Origin of the sequence: Xanthomonas axonopodis, assembly GCF_001304695.1 — a bacterium.
Lineage (GTDB): Bacteria > Pseudomonadota > Gammaproteobacteria > Xanthomonadales > Xanthomonadaceae > Xanthomonas > Xanthomonas axonopodis.
Window position 1 is genome coordinate 1 of sequence record NZ_JFAQ01000189.1, and the last position, 18,653, is coordinate 18,653.

Genomic DNA, 18,653 nt, shown 5'->3' on the forward strand with positions numbered 1-18,653 from the left:
CGCCTTGAGCATGCGGCGTGGGCCGCGCGGGACGTGCCCCAATTGATCGGCCATGCGTCAGTGCGTCCTGCCGCATGGGCGAAGAGGGGAACAAGTCGAACGCATGGCATGGTCGCTGGTGGGGAAAGTGCGAATCTTGCACCGTGGCGCCCCGCCCCGCCAGCTGCCGGCAGGTTTGCCCTCAGCTTCCAGCCTGGCGCACCATGGGAGCCCGCTTCACTGTTAAAGGTTCCTGCATGACCATCCATCGCCTGCGCAGCGTGCTGTGCGCCCTCGCCCTTCTGTCTGGCCACGTGTACGGCGACGCCCTGCACACCGCCCCGGCGGTGCCGGCGCAGGTTTCCAATGCCGCTTGGGAACAAGACATGCAACGCTTCGCCGAGAGCGATGCGCGTCAGCCGCCGCCCAAGCACGGCATCGTGTTTGTCGGCAGCTCGTCGATCCGGTTCTGGGAAACGCTGGCGCAGGATTTTCCGGGCAAACCGGTGATCAATCGCGGCTTCGGCGGCTCGGAAGTGCGCGACAGCACCTGGTACGCAGACCGCATCGTGATTCCATACGCGCCACGCCAGGTGGTGCTGTACGCCGGCGACAACGACCTCAACAGCGGTCGCACGCCCGAACAGGTGCGCGATGACGTGCTGGCATTCGTGGCCCGTGTGCGCCGCGACCTGCCCGAGGCACGCATCAGCTATCTTTCGATCAAGCCCAGCCCGTCGCGCGCGCAATTGCTGCCGGCCGTAATCACCGCCAACCGACTGGTCAAGGAGGCGCTCGCCCCGCTGCCGCGTGTGGACTTCGTGGACATCTACACGCCGATGCTCGATGCCAGCGGCAAGCCGCGCGCAGAACTGTTCCGCGCCGACCGGCTGCATATGACGGCCGATGGGTACGCGATCTGGCGCAAGGTCGTGGCACCGGTACTGGAACAACGCTAGAACGCAACCGAGCCGATCCGGCGCGGCTGTCGCCGGATTGGCCGCGCTGCAGGCGAGACGTTGGCTGCTTCTCCATGGCAGCGCGTCGTTATCGTGGCGGCAGGCTGCCGGCCCTGTTCCCACACAAATGACGTAGGCTTCTGCGATTTCGACGCGCGGCGATGGCGTTTGCGGTGCGCGCGCGAGATGCCGGCAACGCCAAGCATGTGCAACGTCGCTAAACACGCTGCAGGCGCGTGCGCGCGGGGCGCTGCGTTCGCAACAGGTCGGGCGTTGTGGCTGCCAAGCGGCCAATAGAGTGATCGAAGCGGTTACCCGATACCGCGCGCAGCGGCCGTTCGCCGGTCTTCCTGCCATTGCTGCCTGACTACTTGGCCGCCAGCAGGGCGTCACCGGCACGCACCAGGACCACCATGCGCCACATCAGGCGACGACCACCGCCACTGACGTCCCGACCCCGGCTTCGCTCTGCAGTTCGATACGCCAGCCAAAGCGATCGCACAGCCGACGGACGATCGACAGGCCAAGCCCAGTGCCTTGCGGGCGGGTGGGGTCGGCGCGGAAGAAGGGTTCGAACGCACGTGCCCGCGCCTCTTCGCTCATGCCAATGCCGCTATCGCGGACCACGATGCGGTCGTGGGTCACCTCGACCTCGATGCTGCCGGTATCGGTGTAGGCGCAGGCGTTACGCAACAGATTGCTGAGCACCACCCGCATCACCCTGGGCGGGGCGAACATCTGCAGGCTGCGGTCGCCGACCATGCGCAACGACACCGGCTTGTCGCCGAGCAGTTCGCGCGCGCTTTCCAGTTCTTCGCGGGCAAGCTCGGCCATATCGAAGTTTTCGCTCTGCGGGTCGATCTCGACCTCGCGTGCCAGGATCAGGAACGCATCGATCACCGCTTCCATATCGTGGCCTGCGCGCTGGATGCGGCGCAGGCTGCGCTGCGTGCGTGCGGACAATTCGTCGTCGGCCAAGGCCATGTCGCTGGCCACGCGGATCACCGTGAGCGGAGTGCGCAACTCATGGCTGGCGTCGCGGGTGAAGTTGCGTTCGCGCGCGACATGCTCGCTGACGCGCAGCCCCAGCGCATGCAGGGCTGCGGCCAGCTGGCGCGTTTCACCCTGCAATTCGGCAGGCAGCCGCTCCGGAGCCAGCTCGTCCACATCCGGGTTGCGCGGGTCCCAATGCGACACACGCCGGGCCAGCCAGCTGATTGGCGAGACCAGCCGCTTGGAAACCCGATAGGTGAACCAGGACACGCCATAGATCGCCACCAACACCACGATCGCCGGCACCACACCGAACCACAAGGTCAGATGCGCCGCACGCGAGCGCGGAAACACCAGATACAGCCGCCCCTCCGGGCGTTGATCGACATACACCAGCGCATCGGCGGCAGCCACTTCGCTGAAACCCGGAGACAGGTGGCGCAGCGCGGCCGGTGCAGCCTCGGCGGCGGTACCGGCGGGCGAAAAATAGCCCTGGATGTTGCGCGTATTCGGCGGCCGGTTGTCCGGCACGCTCTTTTGCATCTGCCAGAAATGCACCGCTTCGTCGGCGAGCACGGTGCGCACCAGGCTGTATTTGATGACGAACGACACCAGATACCCGGCTAGCACGAGCGCAAGGCTCGCCAGCGCGACCTGCAGCAGGAAGGCGAGACGTATTTTTCTCGGGAGCCCGTGTGGCATTGCTGCATCCAGGGAAGAGCGTCGAAGTATAGGCAACGCTTCCGTGAGTCCTTCGTGCAACCAGCCGGCAGCACAGGAGATCGATCGGCGCGTGAGCGCCTGCACCGCGGCCGGCCGCCAGAACGGCGGCCGGCACATGACATCACGCCATCGGTTGGGCGATGTCGGCGATGCGATAGCCGGCGCTCTGCACGGTGTGCAGCAGCGGGCGGTCGAACGGCTTGTCGATGATCTTGCGCAGGTTGTACAGATGGCTGCGCAGGGTGTCCGAATCCGGCAGGCCGTTGCCCCAGATTTCGCGCTCGATTTCCTGGCGGGTGACCACACGCGGCGATTCGCGCATCAGGATGGTCAACAAGCGCAGGCCGATCGGCGAGAGCTGCAGCTCGGTGCCGGCACGGGTGGCGCGCATGCTCACCGGGTCGAGCACCAGGTCGGCGACCTTGAGCACTTCCGAGCCCACCTGGCGACGCTCGCGGCGGATCAGGGCACGCAGGCGCGCTTCCAGTTCCTGAATCGCGAACGGCTTGGTCAGATAGTCATCGGCGCCAAAGCCCAGGCCGGTGAGCTTGTCGTCCAACGTGTCGCGGGCGGTCAGCATCAACACCGGGGTGGACTTGCGTGCGTCATTACGCAGGCGGCGGCACACTTCGATGCCGTCCAGGCGTGGCAGCATGAGATCCAGCACGACCACGTCGTAGCTGTTCTCCGCGGCAAGACGGTAGCCATCCAGGCCGTCCTGCGCGTAGTCGACCTCGAAGCCACGGCCTTCCAGGTACTCGCCGATCATTTCGGAAATATTGCGGTTGTCTTCGACGACCAGCACGAGGCCGGACGTTTCCTTGGTCTGACGCATGGACTTTCCTCGGTCTTCAGCTTTGTGAAACATGCCGGATCGACGGTGGAAAGGGCGTGAAGACTGGATAACGTTTTGCGCTGCCCGATATTTAGCGGCCGAGCAGCGGGCGCAACGCCGGCCACACCGTCTCCAGCACCTTCGGTTGCGCAGCGGCGGTGGGGTGCAGGCCGTCGGCCTGCATCAGGCCGGGCTGCAGCGCGACCTTTTCCAGGAAGAACGGCACCAGCGCGGTCTTGTACTGTTTGGAGAGGTCCGCATAGGTCACCTTGAGCCGCTCGCGGTAGGCTGGACCGTAATTGGGCGGCACGTCGATCCCGAGCAGCAGCACCTTGGCGCCGGCTTGCTGACTGAGCTGGATCATCTTTTCCAGGTTGCCCTTGAGCTGGGCCGGGGTCAGCCCGCGCAGCGCGTCGTTGCCGCCGAGCTCGATGACCACCACGCCAGGGCGGTGCTTTTCCAGCAGGCCCGGCAGCCGAGTCAGCGCGCCGGATGTGGTTTCGCCGCTGATGCTGGCATTGACGACCGCCGGTGGCGTCGCCATGTCACGCTTCAGGCGTTGGTCCAGCAAGGTCACCCAGCCGGACTGCACCGGGATGTTGTGCGCGGCGCTCAGGCTGTCGCCGACGACCAGGATCGGCGCGGTGGCGGCCGGACTTTTGGCAGAGGCAATCCCCGGCGCAAGCAGGGAGAGTGTCAGCAGCCACAGGGCCAGCGCGCCATATCGCAGTGTTCTTTCACGCATTCGGAGATTCCTCATCGACAGTCTGGCCCCCCGCTCCAGCACCCGCACCGCCATCGACGTTCGCGAGGTCGGCAAGTCTGTCAGTGGCCCGGAGGGAACGCTCCACATCCTCGACAACGTGAGCTTGACGGTCAGTGAAGGCGACAGCATCGCCATCGTCGGTGCCTCCGGTTCCGGCAAGACCACCCTGCTCGGCCTGCTGGCCGGGTTGGACCTGCCCAGCCGCGGCAGCATCGCGCTGGCGGGCCAGAACCTGGGCCAGCTCGACGAAGAAGCCCGCGCCGCGCTGCGCGCCCGCGATGTCGGCTTCGTGTTTCAGAGTTTTCACCTGCTGCCGGCGCTGACTGCCGAAGAAAACATCGCACTGCCGCTGGAACTGGCCGGGCGCGAGGATCCGGCGCGGGTGCGCGAAGTGCTGGAGGCCGTGGGCCTGAGCGCACGTGCGCGGCATTACCCGCGCCAGCTGTCCGGTGGCGAGCAGCAACGCGTGGCGCTGGCGCGCGCCTTCGTGGCCCGCCCGCGCATCCTGTTCGCCGATGAGCCCACCGGCAGCCTCGACCAGGCCACCGGTGCGCAGATCAGCGACCTGCTGTTCGCGCTCAACGCCACCAGCGACACCACGCTGGTCCTGGTGACGCATGACATGACGCTGGCGCAGCGCTGCCGCCATATTTACCGCATCGACAGCGGCCGCCTGCACGCACAGACCGGTCCGGCCGCATGAACGTCGTGCGACAAGCCGCACGCGCGGTGCGCCGCGAATTCCTGGCCGGGGATCTGCTGACCGTGTTCGCCGCGCTGGTGCTGGGCGTGGCGGTGATGACCGCAGTGGGCACCCTGGTCGACCGGGTGACGCTCGCACTGACCTCCAGCGCGGCCGAAATGCTCGGCGGCGATCTGGGCGTGACCGGGCGGCAGGAAATCCCGGCCGACTTTGCCGAAGAAGCCAGACGGCGCGGCCTGCAGAGCACGCGCATGGTCAGCTTCCCCAGCGTGTTGTTCCATGGCGATGCCAGCCAGATGGCCAATATTCGCGGCGTCGGCGCCGGCTACCCGCTGCGCGGGCAGTTGCTGGTGTCCAAGGACGGCACCGGCACGGAAGGTCGCGCCGCCAGCGCACCGCCGCCGGGCCAGGCCTATGCCGATCCGCGCCTGCTCGACACACTGGGCCTACACGTGGGCGAACAGCTGGAATTCGGTGCCGGCCATCTGACCATCACCGGCGTATTGCGTGCCGAGCCCGATGCCTCCGGTGAGCTGATGCAGCTCGCGCCCCCACTGCTGGTCAATCGCGCCGATATCGACGGCGCCGGCCTGCTCGGCCCCGGCAGCCGCGCCTCCTACCGGCTGATGTTTGCCGGCGCACCGGATGCCATTGCCGATTTGCGCGCCTGGTTGAAACCCCGCGCCAGCGAGTATCGCTTGGTCGGTATCGAAGACACCCAACGCGGCATGCGTGCAGCGTTCGATCGCGCCGGCCGCTTCCTGGCCTTGTCGGCATTGTTGGCAGTGCTGTTGTCCGGCGTGGCGACCGCACTGGCGGCGAACCGGTTTGCGATGCGACGCATCGACACCGTGGCGGTCTTGCGCTGCCTGGGTGCCCGCCAGCGCGACATCCTGTCGATGCTGTCGCTGCAGTTGCTGCTGACGGCGATTCCGGCCTGCCTGGTCGGTATCGGGCTTGGCATGCTGGCGCAGGAAGGCCTGGTGCAGGCGCTGGGCAGCCTGATTCCGAACCGCTTGCCGCTGCCACAGGCGACACCTGCCCTGGCCGGTGCAGGCATCGGCCTGGTGCTGTTGCTGGGCTTCGGGCTGCCGCCGCTGCTGCGACTGCTTAACGTGCCGCCGATGCGCGTGCTCAACCGCAGCTTTGCTGCCGTGCCGCCCAGCTCGCTGCTGGTGTATGGCGCAGCCCTGGCCGCCACGCTGGCGCTCACCGTCTATGCCACCGGCAATCTGGTGCTGGCCGGCTGGGTACTGGGCGGCCTGGCCGCGCTGGCATTGGTGGCGATGTTGCTGGGGCTGGGATTGCTCGCGCTGCTGCGGCCGATCCAGCACCGCCTGCGCGGTGCCTGGAAACTTGGCCTGGCCTCGCTGACACGGCGCCGCAGCTTGAGCGTGGTGCAGCTGGTCGGGCTGTCGCTTTCGTTGTGCGCGCTGTTGCTGCTGGCGGTGGTCGGCCCGGGCCTGCTCGGTCAATGGCGCGACCGCCTGCCGGCGGACACGCCCAACTACTTCCTGATGAACATCCAGCCCGAACAAACCCAGCCGGTGCTGAAGACGCTACGCGGTCTGGGGGTGAATGAGGCGGCCGTGGAGCCGTTTTCCACCGGGCGCCTGGTCGCCATCAACGACAAACCGCCGGTGCGTGGCGACCGCGACCCGGCCGACGATGGCGACGGCGACAACCGCCCGGTGAATTTTTCCTGGCGCCATGCGTTTCCGCCCGCAAATACGCTGCTGCAGGGCAAGTTCTGGGCGGCCGACAGCACCGTGGCGGAAGCCTCAGTGGAAGAAGGCTGGGCGCAGCGCTACCAGCTCAAACTGGGCGATCGCATCACCTTGCTGCTGGGCGAACAGCAACGCACGTTTACCGTGACCAGCATCCGCAAGGCCGATTGGGATTCGTTCCGGGTCAACTTCTTCCTGCTGCTCAATCAAGGGTCGGTCGGCGATGCGCCGTACAACCTGATTTCCGCGTTCCACCTGCCACCCGGCAATGCCTCCAGGCTGGCGGCGCTGAGTCGCGACTACCCGAACATTTCGTTGCTGGATATCGACGCCATCCTTGGGCGCGTGCGCGAGGTCATCGACCAGGTGGCCCAAGCGGTGCAATTGGTGATGGGCTTCAGCCTGCTGGCCGGCGTGCTGGTGTTGCTGGCCGCGTTGCAGGCCACCGCCGGCGAACGCCGTTACGACAGCGCGGTATTGCGCACCCTGGGCGCACGCCGTGGCCAGTTACGCGGGGCGGTATTGGTGGAATTCGGCGCGCTTGGCTTGCTGGCGGCGACGCTGGCGGTGACCGCTGCGGCCGTGATCGGCGCGGTCGTGGGGAAGCAGGCGTTCGAGATTGCGTTGACGCCGGATTGGCCGCGCCTGTTGCTCGGCGGCGCACTCGGGTTGGCGTTGAGCCTGTTGGCGGGCTGGTCGGGCACCCGACGCATCTTGTCCACGCCGCCGGCATTGGCATTGCGAAGCGAGTAAGCGCGGGTAACACGCGTCGCATGCAGGCAACGGCATGCGACCGGTGGTTTGGTGGCGGTGCTGCAAGCCAGGCAACGGACGCTGTGGCGACCAGCGTGAGAGGCCTCGCCCGTCGGTGCGCGCTGCATATGTCTGCAGCGCATAAGTACCTTGCAAATCGTACGTTCGCAGCGGTGGCACGACTGCCTAGAGTGGTGTGTCCGGCCGCCGGCCCAGGCGGCCTTTCGTTGCCGTCGAGGTGCCACGTCATGGCCAGCATCACTTCCGCAGCGCGTGTGCACACGCCGCGCGATGCATCTTCCCCAGTGCAGAGTTCCAGCGTCCGGATCGTGCCGTTCGATGCTCTGCTGGGCGCCGAGGTGATCGGCCTGGACCTTGCGCAACCGCTGGATGCCGCCACCTTCGCGCGCATCCATCGCGCGCATCTGGATCACCACGTGCTGGTGTTTCGCGATCAACGCATCACACCGGCGCAGCAGGTGGAATTCAGCCGTCGCTTCGGGCCACTGCAGATCCATGTGCTGCACAACTTTCAACTGCGCGGGCACCCGGAAGTGCTGGTGGTGTCCAACATCAAGGACAACGGCGAGCCGATCGGCCTGGGCGACGCCGGGCATTACTGGCACTCGGATCTGTCGTACAAGCAAACCCCGAGCCTGGGGTCGCTGCTGCATGCGCACGAGTTGCCCAGCGAAGGCGGCGACACGCTGTTTGCCAACCAGCACCTGGCCTGGCAAACCCTGCCCGAATCGCTCAAGCGCACGGTGCAGGACCTGCGTGCCGAACACAGTTATCTGGCCAAGTACGAAGAGCTGCGCGCCCGCAATCCGTGGCGCCCGGCGCTGACGCCGGAGCAGATTGTCGAAGTGACACCGGTGCAGCACCCGGTGGTGCGCACGCATCCGGAAACCGGCCGCAAGGCGCTGTTCGTCAGCGAGCATTTCACCACTCGTATCGTCGGCTTGCCCGAGGACGAAAGCAGCGCGCTGTTGCAGACGTTGTTCGAACACTCCACGCATGCTGCGCTGGTGTATCGGCATCGCTGGCAGGCGCACGACATGGTGTTCTGGGACAACCGCTCGGTGATGCATCTGGCAGCAGGTACGCCGGATCATCTGCGCCGTCGGCTCAACCGCACCACCATCGAAGGCGATGCGCCGTTCTGAGCATCGCCTGTTCCCTTCCCCTTCTCGACTGGAGCGCCGCATGCGTTTGACCGTCACTTCTCACGCACCTTCGCAGCGCCGACGTTTTTCGCACCCCATCGCGCTGCTGGTGTTGGCGGCGCTGCCGCTGTTGCATAGCGCGCATGCGCAGGCCGAAGGCAAGCTGCGCATCGCAAAGCAATTCGGCATCGTTTACCTGCTGCTGGACGTGGCGCAGGACCAAAAGCTGATCGAGCAAGAAGGCAAAGCTGCTGGCGTGGACATCGACGTGCAGTTCCTACAGCTCTCCGGCGGGGCGGCAGTCAACGATGCGTTGTTGACCGGTTCGATCGATATCGCCGGTGCCGGTGTCGGACCGCTGTTCACCATCTGGGACCGCACGCGTGGCCGCCAGAATGTCCGCGGCGTCGCATCGCTGGGCAATTTCCCGTACTACCTGATCAGTAACAATCCGCGCATCAAGTCCATCGGCGATTTCACGCCAAAGGACCGCATTGCGGTGCCGGCAACAGGAGTCTCGGTGCAGTCGCGGTTTCTGCAGCATGCCTCGCAACAACGCTGGGGCGACAAGGCACCCATCAGCTGGACGCGCTGCAGGTGGCGTTGCCGCATCCGGATGCGGCTACGGCTACGGCGATCATCCGTGGGCGCACCGAAATCACCGCGCATTTTGCCAGCCTGCCGTTTCAGGAGCAGGAACTGGCACGCAAGCCGGCCGCGCATATCGTCACCAGTTCGTACGAAATCGAAGGCGGTCCGTCGTCGGCGACGGTGTTGTACGCCACCGAAAAATTCCGCAACGACAATCCCAAGACCTATCGCGCGTTTGTCGCGGCACTGGACCAGGCAGCGACGTTCGTCACTGCCCATCCGGAGCAGGCGGCCGACATGTTCCTGCGCCGTAATGGCTCGGGCATCGACCGCGCGTCGGTGTTGCAGATCCTCAAGGACCGCAAGGTGCAGTTCACCGTGGCACCGCAGAACACGCTGGGGCTGGGCAAGTTCATGCAGCACAGCGGGGCGATCAAGCAGGCGCCGGGCAAGCTGGGCGATTACTTTTTCGACGACCCGCTGATCGCGGGCGGGAGCTGAGCGATGTCGGCGCCATTGCTGCAAGTTGATCATGTCAGCCTGGAATATGCCTCCGCCCAGCGCGTGGTGCGCGCGACCCATCGCGTGCGCTTCGATGTGCACGAAGCTGACCGCTTCGTGCTGCTCGGGCCCTCAGGCTGCGGCAAATCCACGTTGCTCAAGGCGGTTGCCGGCTTCGTTGCGCCACGCGAGGGACAGATCCGTCTGGACGGTCATGTGGTCACCGGTCCCGGTCCAGATCGGGTGGTGGTATTCCAGGAGTTCGACCAGTTGGCGCCTTGGAAAACCGTGCGCGAGAACGTGTTGTTCGGGCTGCGCGCGGCGCGCAAACTCGGCCGCGCCGAAGCGCGCGAGCGGGCAGACGAAAGCCTGGCCCAGGTCGGGCTGAGCGGATTTGCAGATGCCTACTCGCACACCTTGTCCGGCGGCATGAAGCAGCGTGTGGCCATCGCACGCGCCCTGGCAATGCGCCCGCGTGTCCTGCTGATGGACGAACCGTTCGCGGCACTGGATGCGCTGACGCGTTCGCGCATGCAGGAGCAGGTGCTGGAGTTGTGGGAACAATTGCGCTTTACGCTGCTGTTTGTCACCCATTCCATCGAAGAGGCATTGGTGGTCGGAAACCGCGTGTTGCTGCTGTCGCCGCACCCGGGCCAGGTGCGCGCCGAACTCAACGCGCATGCCTTCGGCCCGCACAGTGCCGGCAGCGTCGCGTTCCAGCAGACCGCACAACGCATTCACCGGTTGCTGTTCGATCTGCCCGATGAAACGCTGGACGACGACAAGGTGGCACCGCTGCGTCGCCCGTCCGTGCGCCAGCGCGAGGCGCTGACATGAGCCGCAGCACCGCAAGCGCATTGCCGCCAATTCCACCGGTGCGCCCCGAGTACGAAGTGGCGCTGACGCCGCTGGACCCCGCCCTGGTTGCCGCTACCACGCCCACGCGTTGGCAGGCACCGCCGTGGCTGCGCAAGGCATTGGTGCTGGCGCTCTTGATCGCGATATGGGAAATCGCCGCGCGGCTGGTCGGCGACGATCTGATGCTGCCGGGCGCAGTACAGACCGCGCGCGCGTTCTACGACGGGCTGCTGTCGGGCGAACTGCTGCGCCGGGTCGGCGCTTCGTTGCGGGTGCTGGCGCAGGGTTATGCGCTGGGCGTGCTGCTAGCGTTCGTGCTGACCGCACTGGCCGCCTCCACGCGCTGGGGCCGCGATGTGCTCGGCACGCTGACCGCCATGTTCAACCCGCTGCCGGCCATTGCGCTGTTGCCGCTGGCCTTGCTGTGGTTCGGGCTGGGCACCGGCAGCCTGGTGTTCGTGCTGGTGCACTCGGTGCTGTGGCCGCTGGCGCTGACCACCTACGCCGGCTTCCACGCGGTGCCGGACACGCTACGCATGGCCGGGCGCAACTACGGCCTGCGCGGCCCCCGCTATGTCGCACAACTGCTGATTCCGGCGGCGCTGCCGGCGATCCTGTCCGGGCTGAAGATCGGCTGGGCGTTCGCCTGGCGCACCCTGATCGCTGCCGAACTGGTCTTCGGCGCCACCTCCGGCCAGGGCGGCCTGGGCTGGTACATCTTCCAGAACCGCAATGAGCTTTACACCGACAAGGTGTTCGCGGGGCTGGCGATGGTGATCGTGCTGGGGTTGCTGGTGGAGGGCGTGGTGTTCCAGGCGATCGAGCGGCTGACAGTGCGCCGCTGGGGCATGCAGCGCTAGAGCGGCCTCGGCGGCACGGTCGCGTACGCTTAACGAGATTGGCTTATGCTTCGGCCCCATTCTCTGCCGCTCGCCGCCATGCCCACTGCCCCCTTCACCGCTTACCTGTATCCGGTCCTGCTGCTGATCGCCAGCAACGTGTTCATGACCTTCGCCTGGTACGGGCACCTGAAGTACAAGACCACGCCGCTGATGATCGCCATCCTGGTCAGCTGGGGCATCGCGTTCTTCGAATACTGCCTGCAGGTGCCTGGCAACCGTCTGGGCAGCGCGGTGTATTCGGCGCCGCAGCTAAAGGGCATGCAGGAAGTAATCACGCTGCTGGTCTTTGCCGGTTTCTCCACCTTCTACCTGGGGCAGTCGCTTAAGTGGAACCATTGGGCCGCGTTCGGCTTGATCCTGGTGGCGGCGTTTTTGATGTTCAAGGAGTAACGACCAAGCGCCTTCTCGGTCGTAGGAGCACACCGGGCGCGACCTCGCAAGAGCGTCCCGCGGCGCGATGTGCCGTATCGGGAATGCCATATCGCGCCCGGGTGCGCTCCCACGGCCTCACGTGCCTAGTTCGCCGATTCGACCCACTGCTGCCGCAATCACACGACGAGGCGCTGGCTTCGTACACACATTGCGCCCAGGCACCTCTGGCGATGCCGGCCCCAGCGCATGCACCGTCCAGGTCTGCTCCGTAGTGAATTCAAACCGTTGCCGTGCCTCGAAGGCCCAGTCCTGCCGTCATGCTTGGTCACGTGCCCGTCTTTTCGTCGACCAGCACGTGCTGCTGCACCTGCTTGCGCGGCGAATCCTCCACCACACGATGACCATTTCGCTGGCGCCGCTGCGCATCGCCGAGGCGCGCTCGTAGCCAGGCTTGAGCAGCACGGTTTCGTCGAAGGCAAAATCCTTCGCGTATTCGCCCCACATCCCCAGCATGCTTTGCCGATCGCGCTGAGCATCGGCGGCAGCAATCAACGGCAACAGGCTCAGTGTGCGGCAACACAGCGGGAGAACAATCGGCTCATCGGCACTTTCGGTTGTCATCGTGGGAACATCAAGGGCGTGCGCGCAGCAGCGGCGACGTCATGATGTGGGCTCGACACCGCGGGCATTCCCCGCAGCAGTGCGTAGCGCCGCAGCGCGTGCGCAGCAGCAGTCGTCCACAGCCACGCGACCGTCGATGCCCTCGTCGCGCGCCAACCGTGCAGCAACCTCAGCGCCCAGCGCAGAGACGGTGGTCAGGCTGGCGGTGATGGGGTGGTCGCGGCTGGCCGCTGGCTGCAAGCGCAGTGCGCTCAAGCGCCATGCATCGCCGCACATGCGTCCGGCCAAGCGGCGCCATAACCGTTCGCCGACGCCCAGTTCGTGCGTGTCCATTGGCAGTGGTGGCAGCCGTGAGACCAAGCGGTCCCAGCTCAGGAAATCGCTGTCGGGCAACAGGCAGAGCCGCCAGCAGCAGTGTCCCGCGACATCGAAGAACCAGATGTTTTCGTGCACGCCGTCGCTATCCACCTGACGGGACGCGGCTGCAGCGACTGCGTGCTGCCAACCATCCAGTTCGTTGCCCAACGCAGGCCGATACAGCCAAAGCACCGTCCCCAGAGCCGCCAACTGCTGTGGTCGGGGCAATGCCGCGCGGCTAGCACGTGCATGCTAAGGGCAACGGTAGCGCGCGGAAGTTGGGCATGGCCGCTACCGGCGCATAGGTTGGCTAACGGAGGCAGTACGTCCGGCGCAGGTCAAGCGGTCCACTTCCGTGCTGCCGACCAGTATGCCGTTGGGCGGCGCGTTCGAGTCGACGTCACCGCCATCGACCGCACGTTCGACAGCGTGAGCACACAACGACACAGCGGGAAGCGACAGAACGACCAACCAAGGATGCAGGCAGAGCATCAGGCACCTTTACGCGCGCTCGGCAGCGCGCATTGCGACATAAGCCGCGCGCGGCAGGCCAAGGTGGAGTTGAGTGGCGGGCGGCGGTGGCGGCGCCCGCTGCGATCTTTGCGCACATGCGTTGAGCGAATGCGGCGATATGGGATGCGATGGCGATCGAGCGCTGCGTGCAGCGAAGGATCGCGTCATCGGCACTCACGGCGCACGGAGGCTGTGCGCAGCCCCGGCGCGTGGCTGGACTTACTTGGTCAGGATCAACTTGTCGTTGCTGGTGTGGCGCAGGCGATAGACACGGTCGCCGTGCTGGATCAGCACTTCACGGCGGCCCTTGAGCAGTGCCTCGCTGCTGATGAGGTCTTCGGCAGGCACGGTACGCGGCGTGGCGCGGTCGCGCAGATTGACCGGTTCGGAGCGAAGCAGCACGGGGTGAGCGGTCATGATCTGGGTCTCCAGTCGGGTTGGCCCGACAAATAATAACCATTCTCATTAAATGATCAAGAGCCATTCTCATTCGAGGGAACTGATTCTTTAGATCCTCTCCTGGATTTCGATTCATCGGGCCAATCGAATCGATGGTGTGTCGCAGTTTTCAGCCGCGGTGACAGCTACAAGACGTCCACCGCAGCACACGATGGACCCAGTGGCTTAGCGCGTGCTCGACTCCACCCGCGCCCAGCCGGCGTCATCGACCTGATCCAGGGTGTCCAAGGCACCGAGGTTTTCTTCCAGCTGTGTGACCCGGCTCGCGCCCAGGATCACGCTGGACACATGCCGGTTGCGCAGGCACCAGGCGATGGCCAACTGCGCCGGTGACTGGCCAAGCTCGGCCGCCACCGCACAAAACGCGCGGGCACGCTCCAGCCGGCGCGCTTCCGGCGCGCCCAGCACTTCGTCCTGCAACCATTGGTTGCCCGGCTGGCCCAGACGGCTGTCGGCCTCCACGCCAGCGTTGTACTTGCCGGTCAGCAGGCCCGAGGCCAGCGGCGACCAGATCGTGGTGCCCAGCCCGTTCTCGCACAGTGGCGCGTATTCGCGCTCCAGCCGCTCGCGGTGCAGCAGGTTGTATTGCGGCTGTTCCATCGCCGGCGCATGCAGATGTTCGCGTTCGGCGATGGCGATGGCCTCGCGCAACTGCGCGGCGCTCCATTCGGAAGTGCCCCAGTACAGCACCTTGCCCTGGCGGATCAGCGCATCCATGGCGCGTACGGTTTCCTGGATCGGGGTGTCCGGATCGGGCCGATGGCAGTAATAGAGGTCCAGGTACTCCACGCGCAGGCGCTTGAGCGCGGCGTGACAGGCATCGGTGACATGCTTGCGCGAGAGCCCGCGCTGGGTCGGCCGCGGGCTATCGACCGCACCGAAGAACACCTTGCTCGACACGCAAAAGCCATCGCGCGGCAAACGCAGATCGGCGATCACATCGCCCATCACTTCCTCGGCGCGGCCGCGCGCGTAGGCCTCGGCGTTATCGAAGAAATTGATGCCGTTGTCCCAGGCGACGGCAATCAGATTGCGCGCTTCGCTGCGCCCGATCTGTTTGCCGAAGGTGACCCAGGCCCCGAACGACAAGGCAGATAGCTGCAGCCCGGTGGAACCCAGACGACGGTAAAGCATGGCGAACTCCCGCAACCTCCAGGGCACCTGCCCCGGACCGGCATGCGCAGTGTAGGCCGTGGCGTCGGGCAGGCACAGCGTGCGGCGTGTGCGGCGCCGCGCATCGACCTCTTCTCGGCTCGACTGTCTGCATGCAGCACCGCCTGCACTGCGCATGCACCGTGATCGGTGCTCCCGTCGGTTTTGGTGTGCCGTTGGTTGTGGTCTACATGGAATGTTTCGGCTTGCATGGTTGTTGGCACGCATGGCGCCGTGACACGCCATATGTGCATCCAAGCAGTTCTGGATGTGCTTCCCAGTGGCCTTCGCTGTGAGCACGCGATGCGTCACCATCAATCGCACAAGCGACAGACGTGATGCTTTGCTGCAGCGACTGCTTGCCGATCAGCAGGCAAAAATCGCCAGCGTGTGGCGCCCCATCCGCCGGCAGACACGCATGCATCGGTCATCGGCACTCGGACACAAACGCCAACTGTCCCAAGCAGCGCGCGCCAGAAAACAACCACGTCGCCCATGACCTGATGCAGCAACGGCAGCCGTAGCAGATCCAAACCGCGCGCTGCCGTCACTCCAGGCCGCGCGGCAGGGCCCCGCTCGCTGAGGCATGACGGTGAACACGTCGCCCGGGCGGGCCACGACTGCCACCAGCCGCGCCGCCACGTTGTGAAACGACGCCACCTTTCCCCTGTGAACGCCGACTTTGCGCAAGCACGGTCCCACCGCGCGCCAGCGCGGGCCTGCCCGTGCCCGCCGCCTCTGGTCTGTGGACCGACCGAGAGCATCCGAATGCCGCTCGCCTTGCCCCCTGTCACCCCCTGCTCTAGGCTTCCCGTTTTGCCATTAGCGGCCCGGGGATTGGAATGGTCGAAGGTTTGGGAAGGATCGGTTTCGGCCTGTTCGGTTTGGCGGTGCTCATCGGCATCACCTGGCTGTTTTCGAGCAACCGCCGCGCGATCGACTGGAAGCTGGTCGCCACCGGTCTGGCCCTGCAGATCTCCTTCGCCGCATTGGTGTTGCTGGTGCCGGGCGGGCGCGATGTGTTCGACGCGCTGGGCAAGGGCTTCGTCAAGGTGCTGAGTTTCGTCAATGAAGGGTCCACCTTCATTTTCGGCAACCTGATGAACATCGACAGCTACGGCTTCATCTTCGCGTTCCAGGTGCTGCCCACCATCATCTTCTTCTCGGCGCTCATGGGCGTGCTTTACCACCTGGGCGTGATGCAGATGGTGGTGCGTGCGATGGCGTGGGCGATCACCAAGGTGATGCGCGTTTCCGGTGCGGAAACCACCAGCGTGTGCGCCAGCGTCTTTATCGGCCAGACCGAAGCACCGCTGACGGTGCGCCCGTACATCTCCAAGATGACCCAGTCCGAGCTGCTGACCATGATGATCGGCGGCATGGCGCATATCGCCGGCGGCGTGCTGGCTGCGTACGTCGGCATGCTCGGCGGCAGCGATCCGGCGCAGCAGGCGTTTTATGCCAAGCATCTGCTGGCTGCCAGCATCATGGCCGCGCCCACCACGCTGGTGGTCGCCAAGCTGCTGGTACCGGAAACCGGCACCCCGCTGACCCGCGGCACGGTCAAGATGGAAGTGGAAAAAACCACCAGCAATGTCATCGATGCGGCTGCAGCCGGTGCCGGCGATGGCTTGCGCCTGGCGCTGAACATCGGCGCGATGCTGCTGGCCTTCATCGCGCTGATTGCGCTGATCAATGCACCGCTGACCTGGCTGGGCGAGGTCACCGGCGCCGCGGCGCTGCTGGGCCGACCGACCAACCTGTCGACGATCTTCGGCTACGTGCTGGCGCCGATCGCCTGGGTGATCGGCACCCCGTGGGTGGATGCGACCACAGTGGGTTCGTTGATCGGACAGAAGGTGGTGATCAACGAGTTTGTCGCTTACAGCGAGTTGTCGCGCATCGTCAAGGGCGAAGTGCCGGGCGTGGGCCTGAGCGCCGAAGGCCGCCTGATCGCGACCTATGCGTTGTGCGGCTTCGCCAATTTCAGTTCGATCGCGATCCAGATCGGCGGGATCGGCGGGCTCGCGCCGGAACGTCGCCACGATCTGGCCAAGTTCGGCCTGCGTGCGGTCCTTGGCGGTTCGATCGCCACCTTCATGACCGCTACCATTGCCGGCGTGCTGTCGCATTTCGGTCAAGGCGGCGCGGGTTCATCGGCGTAACGGTCTAATTCACTGCACGCCACGTGTCATCCAGTCATTCAAGTCAGTCATTCAAGGCAAGGTATCTATGAGTTCGGTCGTCGTTGTCGGGTCCTTCAATGTCGATCACGTGTGGCGCTGCGATGCCTTGCCGGTGCCGGGCGCGACCATCGCCGGGCGCTACAGCACCGGCCCGGGCGGCAAGGGCTTCAATCAGGCGGTTGCGGCCGCACGTGCTGGCGCCAAGACGCATTTCCTGTGCGCACTGGGCGATGACGCCGGTGGTGCGCTGGCGCGCTCGCTGGCCGCACAGGATGGCTTTGCGCTGATCGCCGAGCCCAGCAACGAACCGACCGGCACCGGCGGCATCTATGTCGACGGGCACGGCCGCAACACCATCGTGATCGGCGCCGGCGCCAACGCCGTGTTGAGCCCCGCCTTCATCGACAACCAACGCCCCCTGGTGGCTGCGGCAAAGGTGCTGCTGGCGCAACTGGAATCCCCGGCCGAGACGGTCGAGTCTGCACTGGCGCTGGCGCACGAATGCGGCGTACTGACCGTGCTCAATGCCGCACCGGCCAATGCGCCGACATCGATCGGCCTGCTCAAGCTCTCGGATGTGCTGACGCCCAACGAAACCGAATTCGCCGCGCTGCTCGGTCGCCATGTCGGCGAGCGCATCAATGCCGACGACGTCGCCGCGCTGGATGGCAATACGCTGCATTCGCTGTGCCGCAAGCTGCTGCCGGGCGGTACCGTGGTGGTGACGCTGGGCGCGGTGGGCGCCTTCATTTCGCACGCCGAAGAAAAGCTGCGCGGCGATACCCAGGCGCATTACCGCGTGGGCGCGGAAAGCGCGCAGACGGTGGACACCACCGGCGCCGGCGATGCCTTCAACGGCGCACTGGTTGCCTCGCTGGCGCAGGTACCGGCTGCAAGCTTCGCAACCCACGTGCGCTTCGCCACCCGTTATGCGGCGCGCTCCACCGAGGTGGAAGGCGCAGCTGTCTCGATGCCGCGGCTGCGCGCGGACGACTGACGTCGCAACCCACGACATCCGGGCATGCGCCATGCGCACGCCCGTCGTCGCTACGGCGTCCGCGCCGACGCGCCCGGGTCTGCGCGAAGAGAACACGTTCATAGTGCGTGCCATGGTGAGCGTGGCAGCCGACGGCCTCGTGATGCGGCATGGTGCTCAGCGATATGACGATGCGATGACCACACCTGATTAGCCCCGTCTCTCAGCCAGCAGTCGCAGGATCTGCGCCAGCCCGGGTGATGCTGTTGCCACCTAAAGCCAACAAGTTGGCGCGATGAGTATCAATGCGTGCAGTTCCAGGCTGGATTGTCGATGCCGGAGTTCTTCGCGGCCTACGGCACCGAAGCCAAGTGCTACCGCGCTCTGTGTAAATGGCGGTAGCCGCAGGGATTTCGCTGCCCTTGCTGTGCTGGACGAGTGCGCTCGCGCTTCAAGGGCGGCGGCATGATCTACTACCAGTGCAGCGCAGTCCACGCCGACGCGCCCAGGCCTGCGCGAAGAGAACACGTGTGTAGTGCGTGCCATGGTGAGCGTGGCAGC

The 18,653-nt window shown here is 65.7% G+C and carries 14 protein-coding genes and 4 pseudogenes; 11 read left to right on the forward strand and 7 right to left on the reverse strand.

The genetic code is table 11. The features are described from left to right. Positions 1 to 236 precede the first annotated feature (236 nt). The gene (locus XAXN_RS16270; RefSeq protein WP_054320330.1) at positions 237 to 938 is read left to right on the forward strand and encodes an SGNH/GDSL hydrolase family protein; all 702 of its coding nucleotides are present in this window, start codon (positions 237 to 239) and stop codon (positions 936 to 938) included. A 423-nt stretch (positions 939 to 1,361) separates the two neighbouring features. Here XAXN_RS16270 and XAXN_RS16275 read toward each other — a convergent pair whose 3' ends face one another. The 3 genes from XAXN_RS16275 to XAXN_RS16285 all read right to left on the reverse strand — a co-directional run bounded on the left by XAXN_RS16275 (position 1,362) and on the right by XAXN_RS16285 (position 4,249). Beyond that, entirely contained in the window at positions 1,362 to 2,633 is a 1,272-nt protein-coding gene (locus tag XAXN_RS16275; RefSeq protein ID WP_054320331.1) for a sensor histidine kinase, read from the reverse strand. Between the two features lie 142 nt (positions 2,634 to 2,775). Then, positions 2,776 to 3,489 carry a response regulator transcription factor gene (locus tag XAXN_RS16280; RefSeq protein ID WP_002811889.1) on the reverse strand — a complete coding sequence of 238 codons (714 nt, stop codon included), beginning with the start codon at positions 3,487 to 3,489 and terminating at the stop codon, positions 2,776 to 2,778. Positions 3,490 to 3,580: 91 nt separating this feature from the next. After that, the gene (locus XAXN_RS16285; protein ID WP_174515495.1) at positions 3,581 to 4,249 is read right to left on the reverse strand and encodes an arylesterase; all 669 of its coding nucleotides are present in this window, start codon (positions 4,247 to 4,249) and stop codon (positions 3,581 to 3,583) included. Positions 4,250 to 4,352: 103 nt separating this feature from the next. Between XAXN_RS16285 and XAXN_RS16290 the strand changes: the two genes are divergently transcribed. The 7 genes and pseudogenes from XAXN_RS16290 to XAXN_RS16320 all read left to right on the forward strand — a co-directional run bounded on the left by XAXN_RS16290 (position 4,353) and on the right by XAXN_RS16320 (position 11,846). Next, on the forward strand, positions 4,353 to 4,958 hold the full coding sequence (locus tag XAXN_RS16290; RefSeq protein ID WP_280631825.1) for an ABC transporter ATP-binding protein: 606 nt from the start codon (positions 4,353 to 4,355) through the stop codon (positions 4,956 to 4,958). Next, positions 4,955 to 7,438, forward strand: coding sequence for an ABC transporter permease (locus XAXN_RS16295; RefSeq protein WP_054320334.1), 2,484 nt, complete (start codon positions 4,955 to 4,957; stop codon positions 7,436 to 7,438). The genes XAXN_RS16290 and XAXN_RS16295 overlap by 4 nt, the downstream gene beginning before the upstream one ends. A 248-nt stretch (positions 7,439 to 7,686) precedes the next feature. Next, entirely contained in the window at positions 7,687 to 8,604 is a 918-nt protein-coding gene (locus tag XAXN_RS16300; RefSeq protein ID WP_054320335.1) for a TauD/TfdA dioxygenase family protein, read from the forward strand. Positions 8,605 to 8,644: 40 nt separating this feature from the next. Then, positions 8,645 to 9,696: pseudogene (locus tag XAXN_RS16305) on the forward strand (ABC transporter substrate-binding protein). 3 nt (positions 9,697 to 9,699) lie between these two features. Beyond that, positions 9,700 to 10,533, forward strand: a complete 834-nt coding sequence (locus tag XAXN_RS16310; protein WP_054320336.1) for an ABC transporter ATP-binding protein — start codon at positions 9,700 to 9,702, stop codon at positions 10,531 to 10,533. Beyond that, positions 10,530 to 11,414, forward strand: coding sequence for an ABC transporter permease (locus XAXN_RS16315; RefSeq protein ID WP_054320337.1), 885 nt, complete (start codon positions 10,530 to 10,532; stop codon positions 11,412 to 11,414). The genes XAXN_RS16310 and XAXN_RS16315 overlap by 4 nt, the downstream gene beginning before the upstream one ends. A gap of 78 nt (positions 11,415 to 11,492) precedes the next feature. Next, positions 11,493 to 11,846 (forward strand): DMT family protein, encoded by a 354-nt coding sequence (locus XAXN_RS16320; protein ID WP_005910790.1) that lies wholly within the window; start codon positions 11,493 to 11,495, stop codon positions 11,844 to 11,846. 148 nt (positions 11,847 to 11,994) lie between these two features. Here the strand turns inward: XAXN_RS16320 and XAXN_RS16325 are convergent. The 4 genes and pseudogenes from XAXN_RS16325 to XAXN_RS16340 form a co-directional block, all read right to left on the reverse strand. Continuing rightward, positions 11,995 to 12,430, reverse strand: a pseudogene (locus XAXN_RS16325) (DUF6607 family protein); the annotation flags it as partial. 29 nt (positions 12,431 to 12,459) lie between these two features. Further along, positions 12,460 to 13,092, reverse strand: a pseudogene (locus XAXN_RS16330) (Hemin transport protein). A 446-nt stretch (positions 13,093 to 13,538) separates the two neighbouring features. Then, the gene (gene hemP / locus XAXN_RS16335) at positions 13,539 to 13,736 is read right to left on the reverse strand and encodes a hemin uptake protein HemP (RefSeq protein WP_054320338.1); all 198 of its coding nucleotides are present in this window, start codon (positions 13,734 to 13,736) and stop codon (positions 13,539 to 13,541) included. A 207-nt stretch (positions 13,737 to 13,943) separates the two neighbouring features. Continuing rightward, the gene (locus XAXN_RS16340) at positions 13,944 to 14,912 is read right to left on the reverse strand and encodes a potassium channel beta subunit family protein (protein WP_054320339.1); all 969 of its coding nucleotides are present in this window, start codon (positions 14,910 to 14,912) and stop codon (positions 13,944 to 13,946) included. A gap of 860 nt (positions 14,913 to 15,772) precedes the next feature. Here XAXN_RS16340 and XAXN_RS16345 point away from each other — a divergent pair. The 3 genes and pseudogenes from XAXN_RS16345 to XAXN_RS23700 all read left to right on the forward strand — a co-directional run. Beyond that, entirely contained in the window at positions 15,773 to 17,095 is a 1,323-nt protein-coding gene (locus XAXN_RS16345) for a NupC/NupG family nucleoside CNT transporter (protein ID WP_054320340.1), read from the forward strand. Positions 17,096 to 17,162: 67 nt separating this feature from the next. Beyond that, complete coding sequence (locus XAXN_RS16350) at positions 17,163 to 18,113, forward strand: ribokinase (protein ID WP_054320341.1); 951 nt, start codon at positions 17,163 to 17,165, stop codon at positions 18,111 to 18,113. 274 nt (positions 18,114 to 18,387) lie between these two features. Next, positions 18,388 to 18,653 (forward strand): annotated as a pseudogene (locus tag XAXN_RS23700) (transposase); the annotation flags it as partial.